Source organism: Mesorhizobium sp. C432A, assembly GCF_030323145.1.
GTDB lineage: Bacteria > Pseudomonadota > Alphaproteobacteria > Rhizobiales > Rhizobiaceae > Mesorhizobium.
The window spans coordinates 808,564-832,881 of sequence record NZ_CP100470.1 but is presented as its reverse complement, the minus strand read 5'-3'; the positions used below and the strand labels follow the sequence as shown (position 1 = coordinate 832,881).

At 64.0% G+C, this 24,318-nt stretch carries 23 protein-coding genes and 1 tRNA gene; 15 read left to right on the top strand and 9 right to left on the bottom strand.

The genetic code is table 11. The features are described 5' to 3' along the window. The first annotated feature begins 162 nt into the window (after nucleotides 1–162). The 5 genes from NLY33_RS03760 to NLY33_RS03740 all read left to right on the top strand — a co-directional run bounded on the left by NLY33_RS03760 (nucleotide 163) and on the right by NLY33_RS03740 (nucleotide 6,872). Nucleotides 163–990, top strand: a complete 828-nt coding sequence (locus tag NLY33_RS03760; protein WP_023700427.1) for a ferredoxin--NADP reductase — start codon at nucleotides 163–165, stop codon at nucleotides 988–990. Nucleotides 991–1,208: 218 nt separating this feature from the next. Continuing rightward, complete coding sequence (gene deoC, locus NLY33_RS03755) at nucleotides 1,209–2,258, top strand: deoxyribose-phosphate aldolase (RefSeq protein ID WP_023703681.1); 1,050 nt, start codon at nucleotides 1,209–1,211, stop codon at nucleotides 2,256–2,258. A gap of 224 nt (nucleotides 2,259–2,482) precedes the next feature. Beyond that, nucleotides 2,483–4,855, top strand: coding sequence for an aldehyde dehydrogenase family protein (locus NLY33_RS03750; RefSeq protein ID WP_023709261.1), 2,373 nt, complete (start codon nucleotides 2,483–2,485; stop codon nucleotides 4,853–4,855). A gap of 293 nt (nucleotides 4,856–5,148) precedes the next feature. Continuing rightward, the gene (locus NLY33_RS03745) at nucleotides 5,149–5,880 is read left to right on the top strand and encodes an SDR family oxidoreductase (RefSeq protein WP_023703679.1); all 732 of its coding nucleotides are present in this window, start codon (nucleotides 5,149–5,151) and stop codon (nucleotides 5,878–5,880) included. A gap of 146 nt (nucleotides 5,881–6,026) precedes the next feature. Continuing rightward, nucleotides 6,027–6,872, top strand: a complete 846-nt coding sequence (locus NLY33_RS03740; protein ID WP_023703678.1) for a fumarylacetoacetate hydrolase family protein — start codon at nucleotides 6,027–6,029, stop codon at nucleotides 6,870–6,872. Between the two features lie 81 nt (nucleotides 6,873–6,953). Here NLY33_RS03740 and NLY33_RS03735 read toward each other — a convergent pair whose 3' ends face one another. Together NLY33_RS03735 and NLY33_RS03730 are read right to left on the bottom strand one after the other, a co-directional pair. After that, on the bottom strand, nucleotides 6,954–7,973 hold the full coding sequence (locus NLY33_RS03735) for an LLM class flavin-dependent oxidoreductase (RefSeq protein WP_023703677.1): 1,020 nt from the start codon (nucleotides 7,971–7,973) through the stop codon (nucleotides 6,954–6,956). A gap of 82 nt (nucleotides 7,974–8,055) precedes the next feature. Continuing rightward, complete coding sequence (locus NLY33_RS03730) at nucleotides 8,056–8,253, bottom strand: hypothetical protein (RefSeq protein WP_155921640.1); 198 nt, start codon at nucleotides 8,251–8,253, stop codon at nucleotides 8,056–8,058. Nucleotides 8,254–8,313: 60 nt separating this feature from the next. Between NLY33_RS03730 and msuE the strand changes: the two genes are divergently transcribed. Genes msuE through NLY33_RS03705 form a run of 5 tightly spaced genes read left to right on the top strand, consistent with a single transcriptional unit; the run spans nucleotide 8,314 to nucleotide 13,005 of the window. Beyond that, complete coding sequence (msuE, locus tag NLY33_RS03725; protein WP_023683545.1) at nucleotides 8,314–8,871, top strand: FMN reductase; 558 nt, start codon at nucleotides 8,314–8,316, stop codon at nucleotides 8,869–8,871. 55 nt (nucleotides 8,872–8,926) lie between these two features. After that, nucleotides 8,927–10,303: an LLM class flavin-dependent oxidoreductase gene (locus NLY33_RS03720; RefSeq protein WP_023703676.1), complete on the top strand. Its 1,377-nt coding sequence runs from the start codon at nucleotides 8,927–8,929 to the stop codon at nucleotides 10,301–10,303. A 25-nt stretch (nucleotides 10,304–10,328) separates the two neighbouring features. Beyond that, nucleotides 10,329–11,177 carry an ABC transporter permease gene (locus NLY33_RS03715; RefSeq protein ID WP_023703675.1) on the top strand — a complete coding sequence of 283 codons (849 nt, stop codon included), beginning with the start codon at nucleotides 10,329–10,331 and terminating at the stop codon, nucleotides 11,175–11,177. 40 nt (nucleotides 11,178–11,217) lie between these two features. Next, complete coding sequence (locus tag NLY33_RS03710; protein ID WP_023703674.1) at nucleotides 11,218–12,216, top strand: ABC transporter substrate-binding protein; 999 nt, start codon at nucleotides 11,218–11,220, stop codon at nucleotides 12,214–12,216. Nucleotides 12,217–12,240: 24 nt separating this feature from the next. Beyond that, nucleotides 12,241–13,005, top strand: a complete 765-nt coding sequence (locus NLY33_RS03705) for an ABC transporter ATP-binding protein (protein WP_023683542.1) — start codon at nucleotides 12,241–12,243, stop codon at nucleotides 13,003–13,005. 49 nt (nucleotides 13,006–13,054) lie between these two features. On the opposite strand, the gene NLY33_RS03700 is transcribed toward NLY33_RS03705, so the two are convergent. The 3 genes from NLY33_RS03700 to NLY33_RS03690 all read right to left on the bottom strand — a co-directional run bounded on the left by NLY33_RS03700 (nucleotide 13,055) and on the right by NLY33_RS03690 (nucleotide 14,188). Continuing rightward, nucleotides 13,055–13,444 carry a hypothetical protein gene (locus NLY33_RS03700; protein ID WP_023693130.1) on the bottom strand — a complete coding sequence of 130 codons (390 nt, stop codon included), beginning with the start codon at nucleotides 13,442–13,444 and terminating at the stop codon, nucleotides 13,055–13,057. Nucleotides 13,445–13,546: 102 nt separating this feature from the next. Beyond that, nucleotides 13,547–13,622 (bottom strand) — tRNA-Ala (locus tag NLY33_RS03695). Nucleotides 13,623–13,795: 173 nt separating this feature from the next. After that, nucleotides 13,796–14,188 (bottom strand): TIGR02300 family protein, encoded by a 393-nt coding sequence (locus NLY33_RS03690; protein ID WP_023671313.1) that lies wholly within the window; start codon nucleotides 14,186–14,188, stop codon nucleotides 13,796–13,798. Between the two features lie 206 nt (nucleotides 14,189–14,394). Here NLY33_RS03690 and aroA point away from each other — a divergent pair, with 206 nt between their 5' ends. The 5 genes from aroA to NLY33_RS03665 all read left to right on the top strand — a co-directional run bounded on the left by aroA (nucleotide 14,395) and on the right by NLY33_RS03665 (nucleotide 19,953). After that, nucleotides 14,395–15,753 (top strand): 3-phosphoshikimate 1-carboxyvinyltransferase, encoded by a 1,359-nt coding sequence (gene aroA, locus NLY33_RS03685; RefSeq protein WP_023703673.1) that lies wholly within the window; start codon nucleotides 14,395–14,397, stop codon nucleotides 15,751–15,753. Between the two features lie 58 nt (nucleotides 15,754–15,811). Continuing rightward, a complete protein-coding gene (locus tag NLY33_RS03680) occupies nucleotides 15,812–16,315 on the top strand; it encodes a hypothetical protein (RefSeq protein WP_023703672.1) in 504 nt (167 codons plus the stop codon). A 26-nt stretch (nucleotides 16,316–16,341) separates the two neighbouring features. Beyond that, nucleotides 16,342–16,986 carry a (d)CMP kinase gene (gene cmk, locus NLY33_RS03675; protein ID WP_031195781.1) on the top strand — a complete coding sequence of 215 codons (645 nt, stop codon included), beginning with the start codon at nucleotides 16,342–16,344 and terminating at the stop codon, nucleotides 16,984–16,986. A 205-nt stretch (nucleotides 16,987–17,191) separates the two neighbouring features. Further along, nucleotides 17,192–18,889 (top strand): 30S ribosomal protein S1, encoded by a 1,698-nt coding sequence (gene rpsA, locus NLY33_RS03670; protein WP_023703671.1) that lies wholly within the window; start codon nucleotides 17,192–17,194, stop codon nucleotides 18,887–18,889. A 242-nt stretch (nucleotides 18,890–19,131) separates the two neighbouring features. Continuing rightward, a complete protein-coding gene (locus NLY33_RS03665; protein WP_023703670.1) occupies nucleotides 19,132–19,953 on the top strand; it encodes an MOSC domain-containing protein in 822 nt (273 codons plus the stop codon). 136 nt (nucleotides 19,954–20,089) lie between these two features. On the opposite strand, the gene NLY33_RS03660 is transcribed toward NLY33_RS03665, so the two are convergent. From NLY33_RS03660 to NLY33_RS03645, 4 genes are all read right to left on the bottom strand, one after another. Continuing rightward, a complete protein-coding gene (locus tag NLY33_RS03660) occupies nucleotides 20,090–20,797 on the bottom strand; it encodes an SDR family NAD(P)-dependent oxidoreductase (protein WP_023671318.1) in 708 nt (235 codons plus the stop codon). Nucleotides 20,798–20,984: 187 nt separating this feature from the next. Further along, nucleotides 20,985–22,565: a 5-guanidino-2-oxopentanoate decarboxylase gene (locus NLY33_RS03655; protein WP_023703669.1), complete on the bottom strand. Its 1,581-nt coding sequence runs from the start codon at nucleotides 22,563–22,565 to the stop codon at nucleotides 20,985–20,987. Nucleotides 22,566–22,659: 94 nt separating this feature from the next. Then, entirely contained in the window at nucleotides 22,660–23,331 is a 672-nt protein-coding gene (locus NLY33_RS03650) for a TetR family transcriptional regulator C-terminal domain-containing protein (RefSeq protein WP_023671320.1), read from the bottom strand. Further along, nucleotides 23,301–24,173: a dimethylarginine dimethylaminohydrolase family protein gene (locus NLY33_RS03645; protein WP_023671321.1), complete on the bottom strand. Its 873-nt coding sequence runs from the start codon at nucleotides 24,171–24,173 to the stop codon at nucleotides 23,301–23,303. The genes NLY33_RS03650 and NLY33_RS03645 overlap by 31 nt, the downstream gene beginning before the upstream one ends. Nucleotides 24,174–24,318 lie beyond the last annotated feature (145 nt).

The following is a 24,318-nucleotide window of genomic DNA, read 5'->3' as shown; positions in this document are numbered from 1 at the left end:
GCGTGGTATCTTGACACAAATATCGTTTGTATACTAATAAATTTGGGACACAAGAGCTCACTGCTTTGGAGTGTGTGAACGGCTCGCCGGGACCTGAATGGTCTGGGCGCGCAGGAAACGGTTTGGCGCCCGCACAGGCGTGGGCAAGACAGAGTTGGATTGATGAACACCACATCCGCACTCAACACAGCCGGCGCCCGTCCGCTGCAGTTTCCGATTCCGGCCAATGTCTATGCCGAAACCGTCGTCTCGGTGAAGCATTACACCGACCGCCTGTTCTCGTTCCGCATCACCCGTCCGCAGTCGCTGCGCTTCCGCTCCGGCGAGTTCGTCATGATCGGGCTGCCCAATGCCGAAAAGCCGGTGTACCGCGCCTATTCGGTCGCCAGCCCGGCCTGGGACGAAGAGCTGGAATTCTTCTCGATCAAGGTGCCGGATGGTCCGCTGACCTCCGAACTGCAGAAGATCCAGGTCGGCGACACCGTCATCATGCGCCAGAAGTCGACCGGCACGCTGGTTGTCGACGCGCTGACCCCGGCAAAGCGCCTGTTCATGATCTCGACCGGCACCGGCATCGCGCCCTTCGCCAGCCTTCTGCGCGACCCCGATACCTACGAAAAATTCGATCAGGTCATCCTGACCCACACCTGCCGCGACAATGCCGAACTGACCTATGGCCAGGAACTGGTGGCCGCGCTCGAGAACGATCCCCTGATCGGCGAACTGACCGGCGGCCGCGTCACCCTCTACAATTCGACGACCCGCGAAGAATCGGCGCGCATGGGCCGCATCACGGCGCTGATCGGCTCGGGCAAGTTCTACGCCGACCTCGGCATCGAGAAGCTCAATCCGGAGACGGACCGCATCATGATCTGCGGCTCGATGCATATGCTGAAGGACGTCAAGGAAATGGCCGAAGGCCTCGGCTTCCATGAGGGCTCGCTCAGCCATCCCTCGACCTTCGTCGTCGAGCGCGCTTTCGTCGGCTGACATCAGCAGGCGCCTCGGCGCCTGCTTCTCGATTGGAATTTTGACCATGCGGTCAAAATTCAGCTGCTTTCGCCGCCTTTTTCCGCTATGACCGCTTGAAGGACTCGTGAAGCGATGCTTCACGGGCTATCTTCGGTGTGCGTCGCCTAAAGCCGCCGTGCGGTCCGGGAGCAACGACACGCACCACGACGTAAAATCGTCGAGCGAAAGGGCAGGAGATGAGCAGCACAATCCGCGAAGCCGATCTCGGCGCGTCCAAGGTCACGCCGCTGCCGGCGCGTGCCGCAGCCAACACGCCCGTTCCGCAATCGCATGGCATCGCCCGCAACACCGGCATGCGGCTCGATCTCGGCTTCATGGAATCGGTGCGCTCGGTCAATCGCTCGGCGCTGGAGCGCCGCGTCGCCAGCCTGACCAAGCGTCGTTCGATCAAGGCCGACAACCAGGCGGCATGGCTGCTGCGCGCCGTCTCCTGCATGGATTTGACGACGCTGAATTCCAACGACACCGAAGAGCGCGTGCGCCGCCTGTGCGCCAAGGCGATCAACCCGTTCCGCCGCGACATCGTCGAGGGGCTTGGCATCGAGGGCGAAAAAATCCGGCCGGCAGCGGTCTGCGTCTATCATCCCTTCGTCGCGACGGCTGTTGATGCCGTGCGCGGCACCGGCATCCATGTCGCCGCCGTTTCCACCGCTTTCCCGCACGGCCTTGCGCCGCTGTCGACCCGCCTGCAGGAGATCGAGGCTTCGGTGCGCGACGGCGCCGACGAGATCGACGTCGTCATCCCGCGCGGCCTCGTCTTCGGCGCCAAATGGCAGGAGCTCTACAACGAGATCGTCTCGATGCGCGAAGCCTGCGGCGATGCGCATTTGAAGGTCATTCTCGGCACTGGCGACCTCGCCACGCTGCGCAATGTCATGCTAGCCTCGATGGTGGCGATGATGGCCGGCGCCGATTTCATCAAGACCTCGACCGGCAAGGAAAGCGTCAACGCCACGCTGCCCGTCGGCCTTGCCATGGTGCGCGCCATCCGAGCCTATTTCGAGGAGACCGGCTTTCTCATCGGCTTCAAGCCGGCCGGCGGCATCTCTACAGCCAAGGCTTCGCTCGACTGGCTGGTGCTGATGAAGGAGGAGCTCGGCCGGCCATGGCTGGAGCCAGACCTGTTCCGCTTCGGCGCCTCGAGCCTCCTCACCGACATCGAGCGCCAGCTCGAGCACCATCTGACCGGGCATTATTCGGCCAATCACCGCCACGCAATGGCGTGAGGCGGAGAAGGCCTTGAACGTCGAGTTCCTTCGCGCCTCCCTCTGTCCTGCCGGACATCTCCCCCACTTGGGGGGAGATTGGCTAACGTCGGCGATTTCGCCAATTGTCGAGGTTTCAGAGCCGACAGGCGCGAAGGCTAATCTCCCTCCTTATGGGGAGATGTCCGGCAGGACAGAGGGGGGCGCCACAGAGCGCCTGCCAAGACGATTATCTGGAGCGCGTCATGAACATTCTCGAACGCTATCACGCCATGGAATACGGCCCGGCGCCGGAAGCCCGCACCGAGGCCGATGCCTGGCTTGCCGGACGCGATTTCGGCAAGGCGCTGTTCATCGATGGCGGCTGGAAGGCGGCCGCCAGCGGCAAGACTTTCGGGACCAGCGAACCCTCTTCCGGCAAGCTTTTGGCCAAGATCTCCGATGCCGGCGCCGCCGACATAGATGCCGCAGTCGCAGCCGCCACCAAGGCGCTGCCGAAATGGTCGGCGTCCTCCGGCTACCAGCGCGCCAAAGTGCTCTACGCCATCGGTCGCTCCATGCAGCGCCATCAGCGGCTGTTCGCGGTGCTTGAGACAATCGACAATGGCAAGCCGATCCGCGAAAGCCGCGATATCGACGTGCCGCTGGCCATCCGCCATTTCATCCACCACGCCGGCTGGGCGCAGGCGCTCGACAAGGATTTTCCGGGCCACAAGGGCGTCGGTGTCGTCGGCCAGATCATCCCATGGAATTTCCCGCTGCTGATGCTGGCCTGGAAGATCGCGCCGGCGCTCGCCGCCGGCTGCACGGTGGTGCTGAAGCCGGCCGAGTTCACGCCGCTCACCGCCATCCTGTTTGCCGAGATCTGCGAGCGCGCCGGCGTGCCCAAGGGCGTCGTCAACATCGTCCAGGGTGGACCTGAAGCGGGCGTCGCCATCGTCAACCATCCCGGCATCCAGAAGATCGCCTTCACTGGTTCCTCGGAAGTCGGCAAGATCATCAGGAAAGCCACGGCTGGATCGGGCAAGAAACTGTCTCTGGAGCTCGGCGGCAAGTCGGCCTTCATCGTCTTCGAGGACGCCGATCTCGACAGCGCCGTCGAAGGACTGGTCGACGGCATCTGGTTCAACCAGGGCCAGGTCTGCTGCGCAGGCTCGCGGCTTCTGGTGCAGGAAGGCATTGCCGACGCGTTGATCGCAAAGGTCAAGGTCAGGATGAGCCGGCTTCGCGTCGGCAGCCCGCTCGACAAGAACACCGATATCGGACCGCTGGTCGACGCCACACAGCTCGACCGCGTCAAGGGCCTGGTCGCAGAAGGCGCCAGACAGGGCGCCGTCTGCTGGCAGCCCGACGCGGTGCTGCCGTCTTCCGGCTACTACCACCTGCCGACGCTCGCCACCGGTGTTTCGCCGGCAAATATATTGGCGCAGGAAGAGGTGTTCGGCCCGGTTCTGGCCACCATGACCTTCCGCAACACCGAGGAAGCGGTCGAACTCGCCAACAACACGCGCTATGGGCTGGCCGCCTCGGTGTGGAGCGAAAACATCAACCTCACGCTGCATGTCGCGCCGCAGCTGAAGGCCGGCGTCGTCTGGGTCAACGGCACCAACATGTTCGACGCCGCCTGCGGCTTCGGCGGCTATCGCGAAAGCGGCTTTGGCCGCGAGGGCGGGCGCGAGGGCATGTTCGAATATCTCTCGGCAAAGCTGCCGCTCGGCCCGGTGATCAAGCCGACGGCGGCTTCGGCGCAGCCGGTCGAGCAATCGGATGGCGGCGCCATCGATCGTACCGCAAAGCTGTTCATCGGCGGCAAGCAGGTGCGGCCCGACGGCAATTATTCGCTGGCGATAGCCACTGCCAAGGGCAAGCTCGCCGGCGAAGTCGGTCTCGGCAGCCGCAAGGACATCCGCGACGCCGTTGCCGCCGCCCGCGCCTGCAAGGCCTGGCCGGAGGCGACCGCCTACAATCGCTCCCAGGTGCTATATTATCTCGCCGAAAATCTGTCCGGCCGTGCCGGCGAGTTTACCGCACGCTTGACCGAACTGACCGGCGCCAACGCCAAGGCCGCGCGGGAGGAAGTGGAACAATCGATCGAGCGCCTGTTCCTCTATGCCGGCCTTGCCGACAAGTATGAGGGCAGGGTGCATCAGCCACCGGCCCGCGCCGTCACGCTCGCTTTGCACGAGCCGGTCGGCGTCCTCGGCATCGTCGCCCAGGACAGCGCGCCGCTGCTCGGCTTGATCTCCCTGATCGCACCTGCGCTTGCCATGGGCAACACCGTGGTGGCTGTGCCGTCGGAAAAATACCCGCTGCTCGCCACCGATCTCTACCAGGTGATCCAATATTCCGACGTTCCGGCAGGCGCCATCAACATCGTCACCGGCCGCACGGCGGAGCTTGCCGGCGTGCTGGCCAAGCATGACGATGTCGACGGGCTCTGGCTGTTTGCCGATGCCGACACTTGCGCCAAAGCGGAGGCCGATTCCGTCGGCAATCTCAAGCGCGTCTGGACCGGCAACGGCCGCAGCTTCGACTGGGCGTCCGACGAGGCCGCCGGCGATGCCCTGCTGCGCCGCGCCGTCGAAGTGAAGAACGTCTGGGTGCCATACGGCGACTGATGCCGCCTGAAGCGCGCTGTGCTTGAGCGAACCATGGCAGCGTCACTCGTTGCCCGGTTGTCATACATGTTGTTGCATCAGAGCAAGCGATGTGCATTACATCAGCCGTCGCGAAGGTGATCGCGTTCGGGCTTGACGCTTGGACATGTGTTCTTTAACCAGAAAAAACATTTGTTATTTAAGGACTGATGGATTGTGCAGGCCGCATAGTCGCGCCTGTCTGGCACAGGACGCCCCAGTCAGCCGGCAGTAAATCGGGCCGAGCAGTGGCCAAAGAGGGCGAGGAGAAACGCATGGCGGATCTAGCAGGCAAGGTCGTTGTCGTCACCGCGGCGGCACAAGGCATCGGCAGAGCGAGCGCATTGGCCTTCGCCAAGGCAGGTGCCATCGTGCACGCCACCGACATCAACGAGGCGCTGCTGGCCGAACTCGCCAAGACCTCCGGCATCAAGACCCGCAAGCTCGACGTCCTCAACGATGATGCCGTGACATCGGGCTTCGCCGAAATCGGCCGCGTCGACGTGCTGTTCAACTGCGCCGGCTTCGTTCATTCCGGCTCGATCCTCGAGATGAAGGATGCCGATCTCGACTTCGCCTTCAATCTCAATGTCCGGGCCATGATCCGCACCATTCGGGCTGTGCTGCCCGGCATGCTGGAGCGCGGCGATGGCTCGATCATCAACATGTCGTCCGTCGCCGGCGCCGGCAAGGGTGTGCCCAGCCGTTTCGCCTATGGCGTCACCAAGGCGGCCGTGATCGGCCTGACCAAGGCGGTCGCCGCCGACTATGTCGCCAAGGGCATTCGCTGCAACGCCATCTGCCCCGGCACAGTCGAAAGCCCGTCGCTGCAGGACCGCATGCATGCGCAGGGCGACTATGACGCCGCCCGGGCGGCCTTCATCGCCCGCCAGCCGATGGGCCGTCTCGGCACGCCCGAGGAAATCGCCGATCTTGCGGTTTATCTGGCCGGTGCCACGTACACCTCAGGGCAGGCCTATAATATCGACGGCGGCTGGTCGATCTGAGCAATAGCCTTGATCCGCAGGTCCAGGCTCGAACAGTTCTAAAGTCCGGCTTGCCCCAGGTCGGGTCCGATAGCCAGAGTCCGCCCAGTCATCGCTTGGCGGAGCGAGTTTTGAAAACGGCCTTGGGCCACAATTTGGAGAGCAAGATGAAACTGCTGCGCTATGGCGAGATAGGGAACGAACGCCCCGGCCTGCTCGATGCGGATGGCACGATCCGCGATCTTTCAGGTCATGTCGCCGACATTGCCGGCAAGGCGCTCGATCCGGCATCGCTCGAGACATTGTCGAAGCTCGATCCGAACTCGCTGCCGGCGGTTTCCGGCAAGCCGCGCCTCGGCGCCTGCGTCGCAGGCACGGGCAAGTTCATCTGCATCGGCCTGAATTATTCCGACCATGCCGCCGAAACCGGCGCCACCGTGCCGCCGGAGCCGATCATCTTCATGAAGGCGAGCTCGGCCATTGTCGGCCCCGACGATGATGTGCTGATCCCGCGCGGTTCGGAAAAGACCGACTGGGAGGTTGAACTCGCCGTGGTCATCGGCAGAAAAGCCAAATACGTCAGGGAAGCCGAGGCGCTGGATTATGTCGCCGGCTATGCCGTTGCCCATGACGTGTCCGAGCGCGCCTTCCAGGCCGAGCGCCAGGGCCAGTGGACCAAGGGCAAGAGCTGCGACACGTTCGGTCCGACCGGGCCGTGGCTTGTCACCAAGGACGAGGTTGCCGATCCGCAGAACCTCAAAATGTGGCTGACGGTCAACGGCAAGACGATGCAGAACGGCTCGACCAGGACCATGGTCTACGGCGTCGCCTATCTCGTTTCCTATCTCAGCCAGTTCATGTCGCTGCATCCTGGCGACATCATCTCCACCGGCACCCCGCCCGGCGTTGGGCTGGGCATGAAGCCGCCCGTGTTCCTGAAGCCCGGCGATGTGGTGGAACTGGGCATCGAGGGGCTAGGCCAGCAGAAGCAGACCTTCAAGGCGGATGCCTAGCCGCCTCTTCCCTTAGAGCGTTTCACCGTTTGCCGGCGAAACGGTTTATCTCTTTGTTTGCCGGGCGGCTGGCGCCTCTTGTCAGCGCCAGCCCAGAGCCGGCGCGACGTGCTTCAGGATCGCCTCGATGACGTGGGCGTTGTACTCGACGCCGAGCTGGTTGGGGACGGTCAGAAGCAGCGTGTCGGCCTCGGCGATTGCTTCATCCTCTTTCAGCTGATCGATCAGCACATCGGGCTCGGCGGCATAGGAGCGGCCGAAGACGGCAAGCTTCTCAGGCTCGATATAGCCGAAATGATCTTCGCTGCTGCCGCCGCCGAAATAGGCGCGGTCGCGGTCGTTCACCAGCGCAAAGATGCTGCGGCTGACCGACACGCGCGGCTCGCGTGTGTGGCCGGCCGCCTTCCACGCCGCGCGATAAGCGCGGATCTGTTCGGCCTGCTGGATGTGGAGCGGCTGGCCGCCCTCATCGAACTTCAGCGTCGAACTTTGCAGGTTCATGCCGAGCTTGCCCGCCCATTCGGCGGTGGCGTTGGTAGCGGCGCCCCACCAGATCCGATCGCGCAGGCCGGCCGAGAACGGCTCGAGCCGCAGCATTCCCGGAGGATTGGGGAACATCGGCCGCGGATTGGGTTGCGCGAAACCTTCGCCGCGCAGCACGTCCAGAAACACCTCGGCATGGTTGCGCGCCATGTCGGCATCGCTTTTGCCGTCCTGCGGCACGTAGCCGAAGTAGCGCCAGCCGTCGATCACCTGCTCCGGCGAACCGCGGCTGATGCCAAGCTGCAGCCGGCCACCGGCGATCAGGTCGGCTGCACCCGCATCCTCGGCCATATACAGCGGATTCTCATAGCGCATGTCGATGACGGCGGTGCCGATCTCGATGCGGCTGGTGCGGGCGCCGACCGCGGCCAGAAGCGGAAACGGCGAAGCGAGCTGGCGGGCAAAATGATGGACGCGGAAATAGGCGCCGTCCGCGCCCAGCTCCTCGGCGGCGACGGCCAGGTCGATCGACTGCAGCAGCGCGTCGGACGCCGAGCGCGTCTGCGATTGCGACGAGGGCGACCAATGGCCGAACGAAAGAAAGCCGATCTTCTTCATGCGCGCATCCTGTTCTTTGATTCCAGTTGCCTACTTCGTCGCCCACGCGATCGGGTTCAATCGACACTCACACAACGCAGTGTCAATGCCGCCGGCCCTTGACGGTATCGCGACGATACCCATCGGTGCGCAAAGGACCAAGGCCATGGTCCCCGGCGATGCCTTGCGCGACCGCGTCAGCATCTGCCGCGGCGCTTTTGGGGCCAAATGAACCAACCAAAGGCGATGTACCGCAAACTCCATTCGCTTCAGAGCCCGGTTTTGAAATCTTCTCGCTCATTTAATTCTACAAAATCGGTAGCCTTAATGCGGATAGTGCGTTTGCGAGAAGGAGCCTCGGATGTCAAAAAAGCTGGTGGTGGGGTTGTCCGGCAACCTGACCCGTCCGTCCAAGACGAAGGCATTCGTCAGCCACATCGCCGGTGAGGTGGCGAGCCGGGCCGGCTCGGCTTTGAGCGTTTTCGACATCGAGGATCTCGGCCCGTCCTTTGCGCCTGCAAGACAGCTTGGCGATCTCGATCCGGCGGCGCGCGGTATTATCGAGCAGCTGCTCGGCGCCGACGTGCTGGTGGTCGGCTCCCCGACCTTCAAGGGCAGCTACACCGGGCTGTTCAAGCACTTCTTCGACCTGCTCGACCCGTCGTCGCTGCGCGGCAAGCCGATCATCCTGGCGGCAACAGGCGGCGGCGAGCGTCATTCGCTTGTCGTAGAACACCAGTTGCGGCCGTTGTTCGGCTTCTTCGAGGCGCAGACCCTGCCGACCGCGATCTACGCCTCGGACAAGGACTTTGCCGATGGCGTGCTGGTGTCAGAGGCAGTCAAGGCGCGAGCCCGGCAGGCGGTCGCCGAGGCATGCCGGGTGGCCGGCGTGCCCTACAGCGTCGTCCTTGCCGCCTGAAACCACGATCCGCGACGCAATAGTCCATCCCGCATAGACCAGAAGGACGCCTGCAATGACTCGAGCCAGCAAGTCCGATAGCAGGCCGCGGCAGATCAAGCTCGGCGCCTTCCTGCCCGGCGGCGGGCAGCATATCGCCGCCTGGCGTCATCCCGATGCGCCGGCCGACGGCGCCACCAATTTCGAGTTCCACAAGCAACTGGCGCTGACCGCCGAGCGCGGCCTGTTCGACGCCTATTTCCTGGCCGACAATCTGACGGTCGGCCTCGGCGCCCGCGAGGGCGGCAATGCCAAGATCGCCGGTTTCGAGCCGGTGACGCTGTTTGCGGCGCTGGCGCCGCTGACGACGCATCTCGGCTTCATCGCAACGGCGTCCACCACTTATGAGGAGCCTTACACGCTGGCGCGCAAATTCGCTTCGCTCGACCTGTTGTCGAACGGCCGCGCCGGCTGGAACGTGGTGACCTCGGCCGGCGACGAAACGGCACGCAATTTCAACCGCGACGTCCAGCCCAGCCATGCCGAGCGCTATGCCAGGGCGCATGAGCATGTCGAGACGGTCAAGGCGCTGTGGGACAGCTGGGAGGATGACGCCTTCATCCGCGACAAGCAGTCGGGCCGTTTCTACGACAAGGACAGATTGCACGACATCGACCACAAGGGCGAGCATTTCAGCGTCAAGGGTCCGCTCAACGTGCCGCGCCCGGTGCAGGGGCATCCGGTTGTCGTACAAGCCGGGCAGTCGGAAGACGGACGCGGGCTTGCCGCGCACTCGGCCGAGGTCATCTTCACCGCCCATCAGAAGCTCGAGACGGCGCAGGAATTCTACCGAGACATCAAGGCGCGCGTGGCTGAAGTCGGCCGCGATCCCGACCAGGTGCTGATCATGCCGGGCGTCGCGCCCTTCGTCGGCCGCACCGAGGACGAGGCCCGCGCCAAATACCAACAGCTCAACGACCTTATCCTGCCCGAGGACGGTGTTGCGCTCCTCAACGGTCTTGCCGGCCAGACGCTCGACATCAGGGGCTATCCGCTCGACGGCCCGTTGCCGCCGAGCAAGGAAACCGAGGGCATGAAGAGCCGCCAGGCGCTGATCCGGCAGATCGCCGACGAGCACAACTTCACCATACGCCAGCTTTACCAATGGGTAGCGACGGCGCGCGGCCACTACACCATCGTCGGCAGCGTCACGCAGGTCGCCGATCAGCTGGAGGAATGGTTCACCAGCGAGGCGGCCGACGGCTTCAACATCCTGCCGCCCTGGCTGCCCGGCGCGCTCGACGATTTCGTCGACTTGGTCATTCCCGAGCTGCAGCGGCGCGGCCTGTTCCGCACGGCTTACGAAGGCCGCACGCTGCGCGAGAATCTCGGCCTCAGGCGCCCGGAAAATCCATGGACCGTCGCCCGCTCGACCGTCCTTGCCGCCGAATGACCTTGGCATCGAAGGGGGTGAAGCAATGACGCTGCAGCACATCGATCGGCAGATCACGGTTCGCCGCGGTGGTGGCGAAACCGGGCTCGGCACCGACTTTCTGCGCCTCGGCGGCCGGGCTGCTGTTCGCTTCCTGAAGCGCTACGGCGTGCTTGCCGGCTTCCTGGCGCTCTGGCAGGTGGCGAGCAGCGTCGGCTGGGTCAATGCGGCGGTGCTGCCGCCGATCGACATGATCGTCGAAGCGCTCTGGAAGGGGCTTGCCGGCGGCAGCCTGCTCGGCGACATCGCCATCAGCCTGCAGCGCGCCGGCATCGCCTTTGCCGCAGCCGTCGCCGTCGCCATTCCGCTCGGCCTGTTCATGGGCCAGGTGCGCCCGGTCGAAACCGCGCTCGATCCGATCCTGCAGGTGTTCCGGCAGACGTCGGCGCTGGCGCTCTATCCGGTGTTCATCCTGCTCTTGGGACTTGGCGAGACCTCGAAGATCTTCGTCATCTTCTGGGCGACGCTGTTTCCGCTGCTGCTCAATACCACCAGCGGCGTCAAGGAAGTCGATCCCAAGCTGCTTGAAATGGCGCAGGTCTATGGTGCGAGCCGGCTCACCGTGTTTCGCCGCGTCGTACTGCCGGGCGCCGTGCCGTCGATCTTCGTCGGCTTGCGGCTGAGCGCCACCACGGCGCTGCTGCTGCTGATCGCGTCCGAGATGATCGGTGCCAACAAGGGCATCGGCTTCCAGGTGATGAACGCGCAGTACAATTTCCAGATCCCGCTGATGTTTGCGGCAATCGTCATCCTCGCCGGGCTTGGCCTGATCGCCAACCAGGCATTGGTCACCCTGCAGCGGCGGCTCTGTCGCTGGAGCAATCCTGTCAACTGAGCAGTCCGCCCCTCACCGTTTACCTCACAAGGACCCGATCATGAAAATCACCCGCCGTTCGCTGCTTGCCGGCGCGCCGCTTGCCGCCGGCCTCATCGCCGCCGGCCTGCCGCTCCTGGCCTTTGCGCAAGCCGCAGCCGTCAAGTTCCGCTACCTCGCCAGCCGTGGCAGCATCTCCCCGCATGAGCTGGCCGACGAGCTCGGCTACTTCAAAGGGCTCGGCGTCGAGCTGGAGAATGTCGGCTATTCCTCGGGTGGACCGGAATCGCTGTTTGCGCTGTCTTCCGGCAGCGTCGACATCGGCTCGGCCGCCACCGCGGCGGTGATCAACTCGATCTCGGGCGGCAACGACTTCGTCGCGGCGTATCCGAGCAACGGTATCAACAAGGATGTGAAGAGCGTCTTCTACGTGCTGGAAGACAGCCCGATCAAATCGATCGCCGACATTGCCGGCAAGACCATCTCGGTCAACACGCTCGGCGCTCATCTCGACTATACGGTGCGTGAGGCCCTGCACAGCGTCGGCCTGCCGCCGACCGCCGCCAACCTCATTGTCGTGCCCGGCCCGCAGCTTGAGCAGACGCTGCGCTCGCGCCAGGTCGACATTGCCGGCCTCGGCTACTGGCAGGCGACCTTTGCCGGCGCGCTGGTCGCCAATGGCGGCGTGCGCGGCGTGTTCGACGACACGCAGGTGCTCGGCGAACTCGCCGGCGGCTTCGTCGTACTCAGGCGCGACTTCATTGCCGCCAACCCGGATGCGGCGCGCAACTTCGTCGAACAGTCGGCGCGCGCCTCGGACTGGTCGCGCCAGAACCCGGACGAAGCCCGCAAGGTGCTGGCCACTATCCTCGACAAGCGCGGTGAAAACGGCGATCTCGCCCGCTACTGGACCGGCTTTGGTCTGCGCGAAGGTGCGCAGGCGACCGACCGCGACATCGACTTCTGGGTCGCCGTGCTGGAGCGCGACGGCCGTCTGGCCAAGGGCAAGCTGAAAGCCGCCGACATTCTGTACCGGCCCGGCGAAACCAAGATCAACTGAGCTCTGAAATAGCTGAGAGATGAGATGACCGGTTCCAACCGCGGCGGGGAGGTCTCGATCCGCGACCTGTCCAAATCCTTCAGCCTCGGCGGGCGCCAGCTTGCCGTGCTGCGGACGCTCAACCTCGACATTCGTTCGGGGGAATGCCTGGTCATTGTCGGCGCCAGCGGCTCCGGCAAGACCACGCTGCTGCGTATTCTGGCCGGGCTGGAGGCGGCCGACAGCGGCGGTGTCGCGATCGACGGCCAGCCGGTGCATGGCGTCGGCGCCGAGCGTGCCGTGATCTTCCAGGAGCCGCGGCTGCTGCCGTGGCTGAGCGTGCTCGGCAATGTCGCGTTCGGCCTCGAAGTGCGCGGTGTTCCCAAGAGGCAGGCCGAGGAACGCGCCCGCTTCTACGTCGCCCTGGTCGGCCTTGCCGAATTCGCCGATGCTTTTCCGAGCCAGCTTTCCGGCGGCATGGCGCAGCGCGTCGGCATCGCCCGAGCGCTCACCGTGCAGCCCGAAATCCTTCTGCTCGACGAGCCGCTGGGGGCGCTGGACGCCATGACCAAGATCGGCATGCAGGAGGAACTGGCGCGCATCTGGAGCGAGGAGAACGTCACCATGGTGATGGTCACCCACGATCTGGAGGAGGCGATCTATCTTGCCGACCGGGTGCTGATCCTGCCCAAGGAGAAAGGCGGCGCGGCGCGGTTGATCGACATCGACCTGCCACGCCCGCGCGAGCGCAGCGAGAGCCGCTTCGTGCGCTATCGCGAAGAACTGCTGCGCGAATTCGGCCTGCATTGATTAAGGGAAGGAGCCAGCCGTGGCTTCCCCGGAAGATTAGCTCTCGCGATTACTGCTTGGTGAACGTGCCCGTATAGGTGCGGTCGGCAAGCCCATAGGTGACGGCCAGCGTTCCGTCCGCCTGAATGACCGCGCTGACGTCCGCGCCATTGGGAAGGCGCCGCAGTTTCAACGTGTTGCCGAAAATCTTGCCTTCGCCGTCGGCCACGCCCGGTTTGTTGTCGCCGACATCGCCCCAGGCATAGGTGGCGGTGACATTGCCGCCGCGCGTAATCGTCAGCACAGCGAGCTTGCCATCATACATCCCGTCCAACTGTCCGCCCCATATGCCGGAAAACGCGACATACTTGGCCGGGACTCCTTCGCCGGGCGGCATGACCCGCACAGATGGATCGAGGACCGCCGCACCATCCGGAGCAGAGATCGCGGCAGGCGCCATGGGCTGAGGTGCGGGCGCTGGCGGCGGCGATGATGGTTCAGGCGCCGACTGGCAGGCGACAAGCATGAATGCCGCGAAACCGAGCGTCGGAAAGAGACTGTTTGGTGGAGCCAATCGGGATCGAACCGACGACCTCTTGAATGCCATTCAAGCGCTCTCCCAACTGAGCTATGGCCCCACTCCGGCAGTCAGCCGTCGCCGTTGCCGGCGAGAGGTCCGGCGCGGGTATCAGGACCGCGCCGTTTAGTGCAGGCGGCTTCTAACCCCGCCTTCCCTGAAGATCAAGCCTTCGAGGCCCGCTTTTTCATCATAGCCCGTGAACGCCGCTAAATGCATGCGTTCGAAGCGTTCCTAGACTTCGTCGTCGTCGTCGCCGACGCCGATCATGTCGGCGACGTCGTCGTCTTCTTCCTCTTCGTCGGCAAGGAAAGTATCGTCCTCATCGTCGCCTAGATCGACATCGTCCTCGTCGTCGCCCAGGTCGGGAAGCTCGTCGCCGGCCTTGACGTCTTCGTCGGCCTCTTCAAGCGAGACGACTTCAACGCCTTCTTCTTCCTCGGCGTCCACTTCCTTCTCGGCCACTTCCTCTTCCTCTTCGAGGGCGGCGATCTTGCCGTCCTCGAAATAGGAACGCGGATACGTCTTGCCCGTATAGGGCGAGACGACAGGGTCCTTGTTCAGGTCGTAGAATTTTCGGCCCGTTTCAGGGTCGACACGCTTTGTGCCAAGTTCGTTTTTTGCCACGTCAAGCCTCGTCAGTAAAAGAGTGGTCCCCTTAACCACAGTTTACCGCGCTGTCAAAGCGAAAAGCCGGCGTCACAAAACCAAGCACTGAAAGGCCTCGCGCCAAGCGACGACCATGGGGATGACCATTCGTGCCCGCCGTGATACGAGACCGCCGCAACAAATGAAAAGCGCCGGTGCGCCGGCATTCCGTCCAGGGAAATTCCATGTCTCACGCCGCCGCTGCCAAGCCGGCCACCGCCCGCAAATCATCCGCCCTTTCCGGCACCGCTCGCGTGCCGGGCGACAAGTCGATTTCGCACCGTTCCATGATGTTCGGCGGCCTTGCCTCCGGCGAAACCCGCGTCACCGGCCTGCTCGAAGGCGAGGATGTGATGCGCACGGCGGCCGCCATGAAGGCGATGGGCGCGCATATCGAGAAGCGCGGCGCCGAGTGGGTGATCCGCGGCACCGGCAATGGCGCGCTGCTGCAGCCGGAAGGCCCGCTCGATTTCGGCAATGCCGGTACCGGCTCCCGCCTCACAATGGGCCTCGTCGGCACTTACGACATGGAAACGACCTTCATCGGCGACGCATCGCTGTCGGGACGGCCGATGGGCCGCGTGCTCGAACCCTTGCGCCAGATGGGCGTGCAGGTGCTGAAGGCGACGCCGGGCGACCGCATGCCGATCACGCTGCATGGGCCGAAACACGCCGCACCCATTACCTACCGCGTGCCGATGGCCTCGGCGCAGGTGAAGTCGGCCGTGCTGCTGGCAGGCCTCAACACGCCCGGCATCACCACCGTGATCGAACCGGTGATGACGCGCGATCATACCGAAAAGATGCTTAGGGGATTTGGCGCCAATCTCTCGGTCGAGACCGACGAGCGCGGCGTGCGCCACATCTTCATCGAGGGCCAGGGCAAATTGACGGGGCAGACCATCGCCGTGCCCGGCGACCCCTCCTCGGCCGGCTTCCCGCTGGTCGCGGCACTGATCGTGCCGGGTTCGGACATCGTCATCGAGAACGTGCTGATGAACCCCACCCGCACCGGCCTGCTTCTAACGTTGCAGGAAATGGGCGGCCAGATCGACATCTTGAACCCGCGCAATGCCGGCGGCGAGGATGTTGCCGATCTGCGCGTGCGCTACTCCGAGCTCAAGGGCGTCACCGTGCCGCCCGAGCGGGCGCCGTCGATGATCGACGAATATCCGGTGCTGGCGGTTGCCGCGAGCTTCGCCGAGGGCGAGACGTTGATGCAGGGGCTGGAAGAGCTGCGGGTGAAGGAATCCGACCGACTGGCAGCGGTTGCCAATGGGCTGAAGCTCAACGGCGTCGACTGCACCGAAGGCGAAGCTTCGCTCGCGGTGCGCGGAAAGCCCGGCGGCAAGGGGCTGGGCGGCCATCCCAATGGCCAGGACACGACGGTGCAGACGCATCTCGACCATCGTATCGCCATGAGCTTCCTGGTGATGGGGCTGGCAACGGAAAAGCCGGTAACCATCGACGACGCCGCAATGATCGCGACGAGCTTCCCGGAGTTCATGGGGCTGATGACGGGGCTGGGCGCGGAGATTGGGTGATTTTCCCTGTCTCAATGTGCAGTATTCGTGCATGAGAGTGCATGTCGGAATCGCGGCAATGATGGGCAGGCAGGTCAATTTCTGGTTGTCAGACAAAGATCAAACTGAGCTTCAGTCCATCGTGCTTTCAAAGGGGGTATTCGCGGTGATCAACAGCCAGTCGAAGACCCCCGCACCCTCGCTGAAAGAAAAATTTGAACGAGTGCACCCGGGCCGTAAGGTCGAGGGCTTTCATCTCGTTCCCAAGGCACTGAGGGAGGAAATTGTTTGGAAGCACAATCCATACAACGATACGTATGATCCCGATCTCAGCCGCTCATCTGTGATACAGTACAACCCATCCCGGACCGAAGGCAGTTCAATTTTTCAGGGCCGATTTTATTTCCAAGCGCGCGACTTCGACGATTTTGGGCAGTTGATAGAGAAGCATGCGGCATTCACCAAGATTGGCGACGCGCTGCTACGCCTGGTGCGGAAAAATCTAAATCATCTGCACAGTGGCTTTTACGCTGGAAATGAAGCTCTGAAGCTGAAAGATGCGGGTTTCCAGTTTCGATCCTGATAGCAGCAAATCTTCGAGGTCGCGAATTGCCGTTCACCATCGCCATCGACGGCCCGGCCGGCGCCGGCAAGGGCACGCTGGCCCGCCGGCTGGCCGACCACTACCGTCTCAACCTGCTCGACACCGGCCTCACTTATCGCGCGGTCGCCCATGCGTTGATCCGGCACGCGCTGCCGCTCGACAATGTCTCGGCCGCCGAAACCGCTGCCCGCCAGGTCAATCTAGCCAAGCTCGACCGGGCGGTCTTGTCGGCGCATGCTGTCGGCGAAGCGGCTTCGAAGGTAGCGGTTTACCCTACCGTTCGGCGCATCCTGGTCGAAAAGCAGCGCGATTTCGCCAAAACGCCGCCGGGCGCGGTGCTCGACGGGCGCGACATCGGCACGGTCGTGTGCCCTGACGCCGACATAAAACTCTATGTGACGGCGAGTGCGCAGGTGCGGGCGCAGCGCCGGCTGGCGGAAATCGAGAGCATCGGCGGCACTGCCAATTTCGCCGAAATCCTTGCCGATATCATGCGCCGCGACGAGCGCGACATGGGCAGGGCCGACTCGCCGCTGAAGCCCGCCGCCGACGCGCACTTGCTTGATACCTCCGAAATGGCTATAGAGGCCGCGTTTCTGGCGGCCAAAGCGATCATCGACGACGCCTTGGCCAAGAGAGATAAAGCCTGATCCAGGGTTTTCCCGCTGCCACCGATTGCCGGAAGCGAAGAAAATACCCATATCGGGCACGAACCAGCCTGCCAGCATTCTTCATGCGCCGGAATTGCCGCTTAGGCGGCCCAGGGCTTTTGTAGCCCGGAACGCCGGCAGGCCAACGCAACGCTAACCCACGGCGCCCGTCCCGCAAGAGATGCGGGGCACTCCAGGAGAAAATATGTCAGCTGCAAATCCCACTCGCGACGATTTCGCGAGCCTGCTCGAAGAATCATTTACCGCCGGCCACTCCGGCGAAGGTCAGGTCGTCAAGGGCACGATCCTGGCGATCGAAAAAGACATGGCCATCATCGATGTCGGCCTCAAGGTCGAAGGCCGCGTGCCGCTGAAGGAATTCGGCGTCAAGGGCAAGGACTCGACGCTCAAGGTCGGCGACACGGTCGAGGTCATGGTCGAGCGCATCGAAAACGCGCTGGGCGAAGCCGTCCTGTCGCGCGACAAGGCCCGCCGCGAAGAGAGCTGGGTCAAGCTCGAAGAGAAGTTCACCAAGGGTGAGCGCGTCGAAGGCGTCATCTTCAACCAGGTCAAGGGCGGCTTCACTGTCGACCTCGACGGCGCCGTGGCCTTCCTGCCGCGCAGCCAGGTCGATATCCGCCCGATCCGCGATGTCTCGCCGCTGATGCACAACCCGCAGCCCTTCGAGATCCTCAAGATGGATCGCCGCCGCGGCAACATCGTGGTGTCGCGCCGCACCGTGCTCGAGGAAAGCCGCGCCGAACAGCGTTCGGAAATCGTGCAGAACCTCGAAGAAGGCCAGGTTGTCGAAGGCGTCGTCAAGAACATCACCGATTACGGTGCGTTCGTCGACCTCGGCGGCATCGATGGCCTGCTGCATGTCACCGACATGGCATGGCGCCGCGTCAACCACCCGACCGAGATCCTCAACATCGGTCAGACGGTCAAGGTGCAGATCATCCGCATCAACCAGGAAACCCACCGCATCTCGCTCGGCATGAAGCAGCTCGAGAGCGATCCGTGGTCCGAGATCGGCACCAAGTTCCCGATCGGCAAGAAGATCAAGGGTACCGTCACCAACATCACCGACTACGGCGCGTTCGTCGAGCTGGAGCCGGGCATCGAAGGCCTCATCCACGTTTCGGAAATGTCGTGGACCAAGAAGAACGTGCACCCCGGCAAGATCCTGTCGACGACGCAGGAAGTCGACGTTGTCGTGCTCGAGGTCGATCCGGCCAAGCGCCGCATCTCGCTCGGCCTCAAGCAGACGCTGGAAAACCCGTGGCAGGCTTTTGCCGCGAGCCATCCGGTCGGCAGCCAGGTCGAGGGCGAGGTCAAGAACAAGACCGAGTTCGGCCTGTTCATCGGCCTCGAAGGCGACGTGGACGGCATGGTGCACCTTTCCGACCTCGACTGGACCCGTCCGGGCGAGCAGGTCATCGAAGAGTACAATCGCGGCGACATGGTCAAGGCGCAGGTGCTCGACGTCGACATCGACAAGGAGCGCATCTCGCTCGGCATCAAGCAGCTGGCCAAGGACACGGTCGGCGAAGCCGCGACTTCAGGCGAACTGCGCAAGAACGCTGTCGTCACCTGCGAAGTCACCGGCATCAAGGATGGCGGTCTGGAAGTGCGGCTGGTCGACAGCGGCATCGAGACCTTCATCAAGCGCAACGACCTCAGCCGGGACCGTGACGAGCAGCGCCCCGAGCGCTTCTCGGTCGGCCAGAAGCTGGACGCCCGCGTCATCGCCTTCGACAAGAAGACCCGCAAGCTGCAGGTCTCGATCAAGGCGCTGGAAATCGCCGAAGAGAAGGAAGCCGTCGCACAGTACGGCTCTACCGACTCCGGCGCTTCGCTGGGCGACATCCTTGGCGCCGCGCTGAAGAAGCAGGGCAGCTAAGCCGCTTCGCGCGCAGCGCGTAAGCCGCTTCGCGCAAGCTAGGCCTCGGCTGCGCCTCGCGCGCAGCCTGAACAAGAAAACCCGCGGGCCGCAAGGCTCGCGGGTTTTTCATGCTCGGCTGCGCGATTGGCACAAGACTAAGACCGTGCAACCCCTTCAATTCCGCACGCGCGGTTGTAGGCTCGGCCGTCGTTGCAGACGTAAACACGGAAGGCCCTTCGGGCAACGGAGAAGCATGCGGGATGAAGGTCGCCGAACTCTATCGCTATCCGGTCAAGAGCCTGCGCGGCCATGCCGTGCCGAGCGCCGACATCGAGACAATGGGCATGGAAGGCGACCGCCGCTGGATGGTCGTCGACAAGGATGGGCAGTTCCTCACCATTCGCCAGATACCTGATATGACGACGATCGACGTCGAGCATCGCGGAACGGGCATCCTGTTGAAACATGACAGGCATGGCTCGCACTTCGTCGAGGCTCCGGCTCCCGGCACCGCGCTCCGGCAAGTCAAGATCTGGAAGGATATGGCTGCCGCGCGGCCGGGCGATCCGGCCGCCGGCGCCTATCTCTCGGCTATTCTTGGCCGGCCTGTCGATCTCGTCTATTTCGACGATCCGCAAAACCGGCCGGTCGATGCGGAATTCGGCCAGCCCGGCGATTTCGTCGGCTTTGCCGACGGTTTTCCGCTGCTGATCGCCACGACAGGCTCGCTGAACCATCTGAACAGCCATCTTGCCAGGCCCATCGAGATGGCGCGGTTCCGGCCAAACATCGTCGTCGACGCAGAAGGCGCATGGCCTGAAGACAGCTGGAAGACGATCCGCATCGGCACGGTGGAGTTGCGGATCGCAAAGCCCTGCTCGCGCTGCGTCATCACCACCCGAGATCCGTTGAGCGGCGAGCAGCCGGACCCGCGCGAGCCGTTGCAGACGCTTGGCAAACTCCACCGCTCCGCCAAGGGCGGCATCATCTTCGGCCAGAATGCGATTCCCAACAACGCCGGCGCGATCGCCATCGGCGACGCAGTCGAGGTCGTGGAAGCGGGCGTCTCGAACCTGACGTAGTCGCAGGCCTTCTAATGCCGTGGAGGCGTCGGCGGACGCCATGATTGAATGGCCAACCTCCGCTGTAGACTCAGGCGAGGTCGGCAAAGGCCGCCATCGGAAGCCAAACCAAATGAGTCGCCTGCGCGGCGGAACTTCAGGCGCGGCCGTAAAGTGGCGCCAGCGTTCCGCTCATTGCCAGATTGGCCGGTGATGCCAGATAGGCGATTGCCTCGGCGGCGGCTTCGAGGCTGACCCATTTGCCGAAATCGGCATCCGGCATGTCGGCGCGGTTGGCCGGCGTATCGAGCGTCGAGGGCGCCACCGCGTTGACCAGTATGCCTTTGTGCTTCAGCTCTTCCGCCATCGCCACGGTCATCGCCGCCACTGCCGCTTTGCTCGCGGTATAGGCGACCATGCCGGCGCCTCGGCGCGGGTCGAGCCCGGCGCGTGCCGTGACATTGACGATGCGGCCCGCTGTGTTCGAGCCCAACATGGAGCGCACTGCCGCGCGGCAGCACAGAAAGGCGGTGCGGGCGTTGGTGTCCATCATTTCGGCAAAGGATGCGGATTCGATCTTCTCGACCGGGGCTGCGGCAAAGCCGCCGGCCAGATGGATGGAGGCCCACAATTCGGGGACGCTGTCATAGAAGGCATCGACCTTGGCAGGATCGGCGAGATCGACATTGTGCGCCAGCCGGACGCGATCATGGGCCGCGAAGGGGAAATGCGAGGGGGCCGACGCGTGGGCATTCGGCACATGGCAGATCGCGCCGTCCGCCAGCAATTTGCCGACGACCGCGGCACCCAGCGCCCCGGTGCCACCGGTCACCACGATATGCTTGCCCTGAACTGTTTCCGTCATCCTGGACGCTCCTGTCGTTTCTTATGATTATGTCGCTTGTCGTGCCGCGCCGACGCAGAGCGTCGCGCCTTTTGCACGATCACTCAACCGACATCTCGACATGGCAGTTGTTGCGTCTTTGCATCGCTCGAAGTCGCCGACCGCCCCCTTCTGACCCGCGCATTGACGTAAAGCGCGCGGTCAAGCGTCAGTCGATGGTGATTTCGATGACGTGCGGCAGTCTGGTTGCGCGTGCGCGTTTGAGCGCATCGGCGAGACCGGCAGTACCGGCAAGCCGTTCGGCTGATATGCCGTAGGCCTCGGCCAGCTTGCAGAAATCCGGCGGCGCCGGCGACACGCCGACCGGCTCGACGCCGACATCGAGCATCGACGTTTCGATCTCGCGATAGCCTCTGTTGTTCCAGACGACGAAGATGACCGGTGCGGGTGCATCGAGCGCCGCGCCCAGCTCCGGCAAGGTGAACTGGAAGCCGCCGTCGCCGGTGAGGCAGACCACCGGCACGCCGGGCATGGCAAGGGCTGCGCCGATCGCCGCCGGTGGTCCGTAGCCGAGCGCGCCGAAACCGGTGGCGGCATTGAACCAGCCGCCTGGCCGGTCATGGTCGTAGTAAAGGTTGGCGGCGTAGATCGGCTGGGTGGAATCGCCGACGATGATGGCGCCCGGCAGCGCGTCGCGAATGGTTTCCACCGCACGCACCTGCGCGGCATAGGCCGGGCTGAGCTCGGCAAAGGCCGCCTTTCTCGACGCGGCTGCGCGGCTCTCGCCGTCCTTCGCCGCGGCATGATCAGGGTGGAGCGCGCCAAGCAGTGCGCCAAGCGCCTCCGCGCAATCGGCCTGGATGCCGACGCTCACCGGGCGGCGGGCGAGCTGGTCGGCGCCGATATCGATGCGGATCAGATTGGCGGGCAGCACGAAGCCGCCATCGCTGTAACCGTCATAGTCGGTCGGGCCGAATTCGGTGCCGGCGGCGATGACCAGATCGGCGTCTGCCATCAGCGCACGCACCGCCTTCAGGCTGGGGCTGGCCGGCACGCAAAGCGGATGTGCATGCAGCAGACCGCGCGCATTGGCGGTCTGGGCGACAGGCGCGCCGAGCCGCTCGGCCAAAAGCTGCAATGGCTGTTCGGCGCGCTTGGCGCCGCCACCGGCAAGGATCAGCGGCCGGCGCGCGGCTGCGATCAGTTTGGCTGCCTCGGCAATGGCCGCGCCATCCGGCGCCGGCGGCGCTGCATTGGTGAGCGAAGCAGCGATGCCGTCGGCCGGTTTGACCATGACGTCGGTCGGGATCTCGATATGGACGGGGCCCGGCCGCGACGACGAAAACAGCGCGAAGGCCCGCGCCAAAGCGCCAGGCAATTCGCTGGCCTCGGTGACACGCTGCGAAAACAGCGCCACCTTCTCCATCATGCCGCGCTGGTCCGGCAGTTCGTGCAGGAAGCCCAGTCCCTTTCCCAACGTCGGCATCGCGTTGACGCCCGAAATCACCAGCATCGGCACCGAATCGGCGCGCGCCTGGCCCATTGCGGTGATGGTGTTGGTCAGCCCCGGTCCGGTGATGACAAAGGCAACGCCCGGCCGGCCGCTGGCACGGGCATAGCCGTCGGCCATGAAGCCGGCGCCCTGTTCGTGACGCGGCGTGACATGGCGTATCTTTGAACGCGCCAGCCCGCGATAAAGCTCGACAGTGTGGACGCCAGGAATGCCGAAAACGGTGTCGACGCCATGCGCTTCGAGCAGCGTGATGAGGGCTTCGCCGATGGTGGTCATGGGTTCTCTCCCGTTAGTGCCGACCACTGTTCAACGGAAACAATGATCGGCTCTACCTCTGTTTTTAACGCAATTCCGGACGGAAAACCGCTTCTCACTTTTCCTGGAATTGCGTTTGCGGCGCGAGGCCGAGCTCGGCCTCTATGGCTTTGACGCCGATCCCCGCCAATTCGCCAGGCGAGAACATCTCTGCGGCCAGACAGCCTTCGATCCAGAGCCCGTCGATGATCGCGTTGATCGCGATGGCATGGCGGCGCAGCTCATTTGCGTTTGGCCTGCGCTGCTCGGCGCCGAGCACTTCGGCAACGACTGCTTCCACCTCGTTGCGAAAGCCGAGATAGCCTTCGCGGTGGGCGCGAGCCAGGCTCGGATCCGCGCCGGCGCGGCCGATGAAGGTTGCCCAGAGCGAAAACACGCGTGCATCGATGATCGGCGCGTTGAGGTTGGCGGCAACGAAGGCCGCAAGGCGCTGGCGCGGCGAGGCGTCTTCCATGAGCAATGCCGCCTTCGCCTGCTCGGTCATGCGGCCCATCAGCGCCGCGTACGCTTCCTGCAGCAAGTCTTCCTTGCCGGGGAAATAGTGCCGGATCAGCCCGGCGGTGACACCGGCGCGCAGTGCGATGGTGCGCAGGCTGGCGCCCTCCAGCCCATGTTCGGCCACGCTGTCCAGGGTCGCGTCGATCAAATCCTGCCGCCGCCGCTCCTCGCCCTCGCGGCGGAACTTGCGGCGCTCATTCATTGCCGCAGGATGGGCCGCGTCAGGCATGTCGGCCCACCTTCGCAGGCGATGCAGAGGGCATCCGCCTCGAAGATTTGAACCGTGCAGCCGGCGGCTTCCATCGCGGCCTTGGTCTTGGGAAAGCCGGCGACGGCAATGACCTTATGCGGGCTGGTCGGCAGCACGTTCAGGCTGAGGCCGTTGGACGCGGCAAACTCTTCGGCGTCGCCTTCCACCAGCCGGATGCCGCGCGCCTTCAGCAACTGATAGAACGGCGCCGGCAAAAGCGGTGAATAGACCAGGGCCAGGTCGTCGGCCAGCGGGCTGATCACCGACATCAGATGCAGGCACGCCTCCTCGCCCTGCCACAGCGGCAGATCGAAGCCGTAGACGGAAATGCCGAGCGGCGTCAGCAGGTTGGAAACCTGCTGTATGCCTTCCTGGTTGGAGCGCACCCCGCGCCCGATTACCAGCGTGTTTTTATCCAGCCATACGCAATCGCCGCCTTCGACCTGGCCGGGAGCCTCGACGCGGCCGAGGATAGGAATACCCAAGCGTGTGTAGGTTTCCTCATGCAGCGATGGCTCCCTGGCGCGCAGTGGCTTGCCCATGGACAGGATCAGCGCGCCGCGATCGGTCATCAGTGACGGATCGTGGGTGAATACGGAATCCGACAGCCCGTCGGCATTGTCATCGATCCATTCGATTTCGGCGCCGGACGCCGTCACCAGCTCAGCGAGAGCCGCGTGCTGCGCCGCCGCTTTCGCCGGGTCGAAACCCGGGCCATAGTGCCAGGTAGCCCGGTCGGCACCGCGCATGGCATTGGCCGCCGACCGCATCAGCACGCGCCGCAACGGCGCCGCCATGGACTGTGATCCGAAAGCGCTCATCAGTGCCCTTTTCAATGCCGTGTTCAGGGTGAAAAAAATGGAAGAAATTTCATCGGAGGCTATTTATACACTTGCACAATAAGGCCGCAAGTGCCGTAATGAGCGGGATTGACGGGCTCGCGCTGTTGGGTCCATGCTGAAGTCT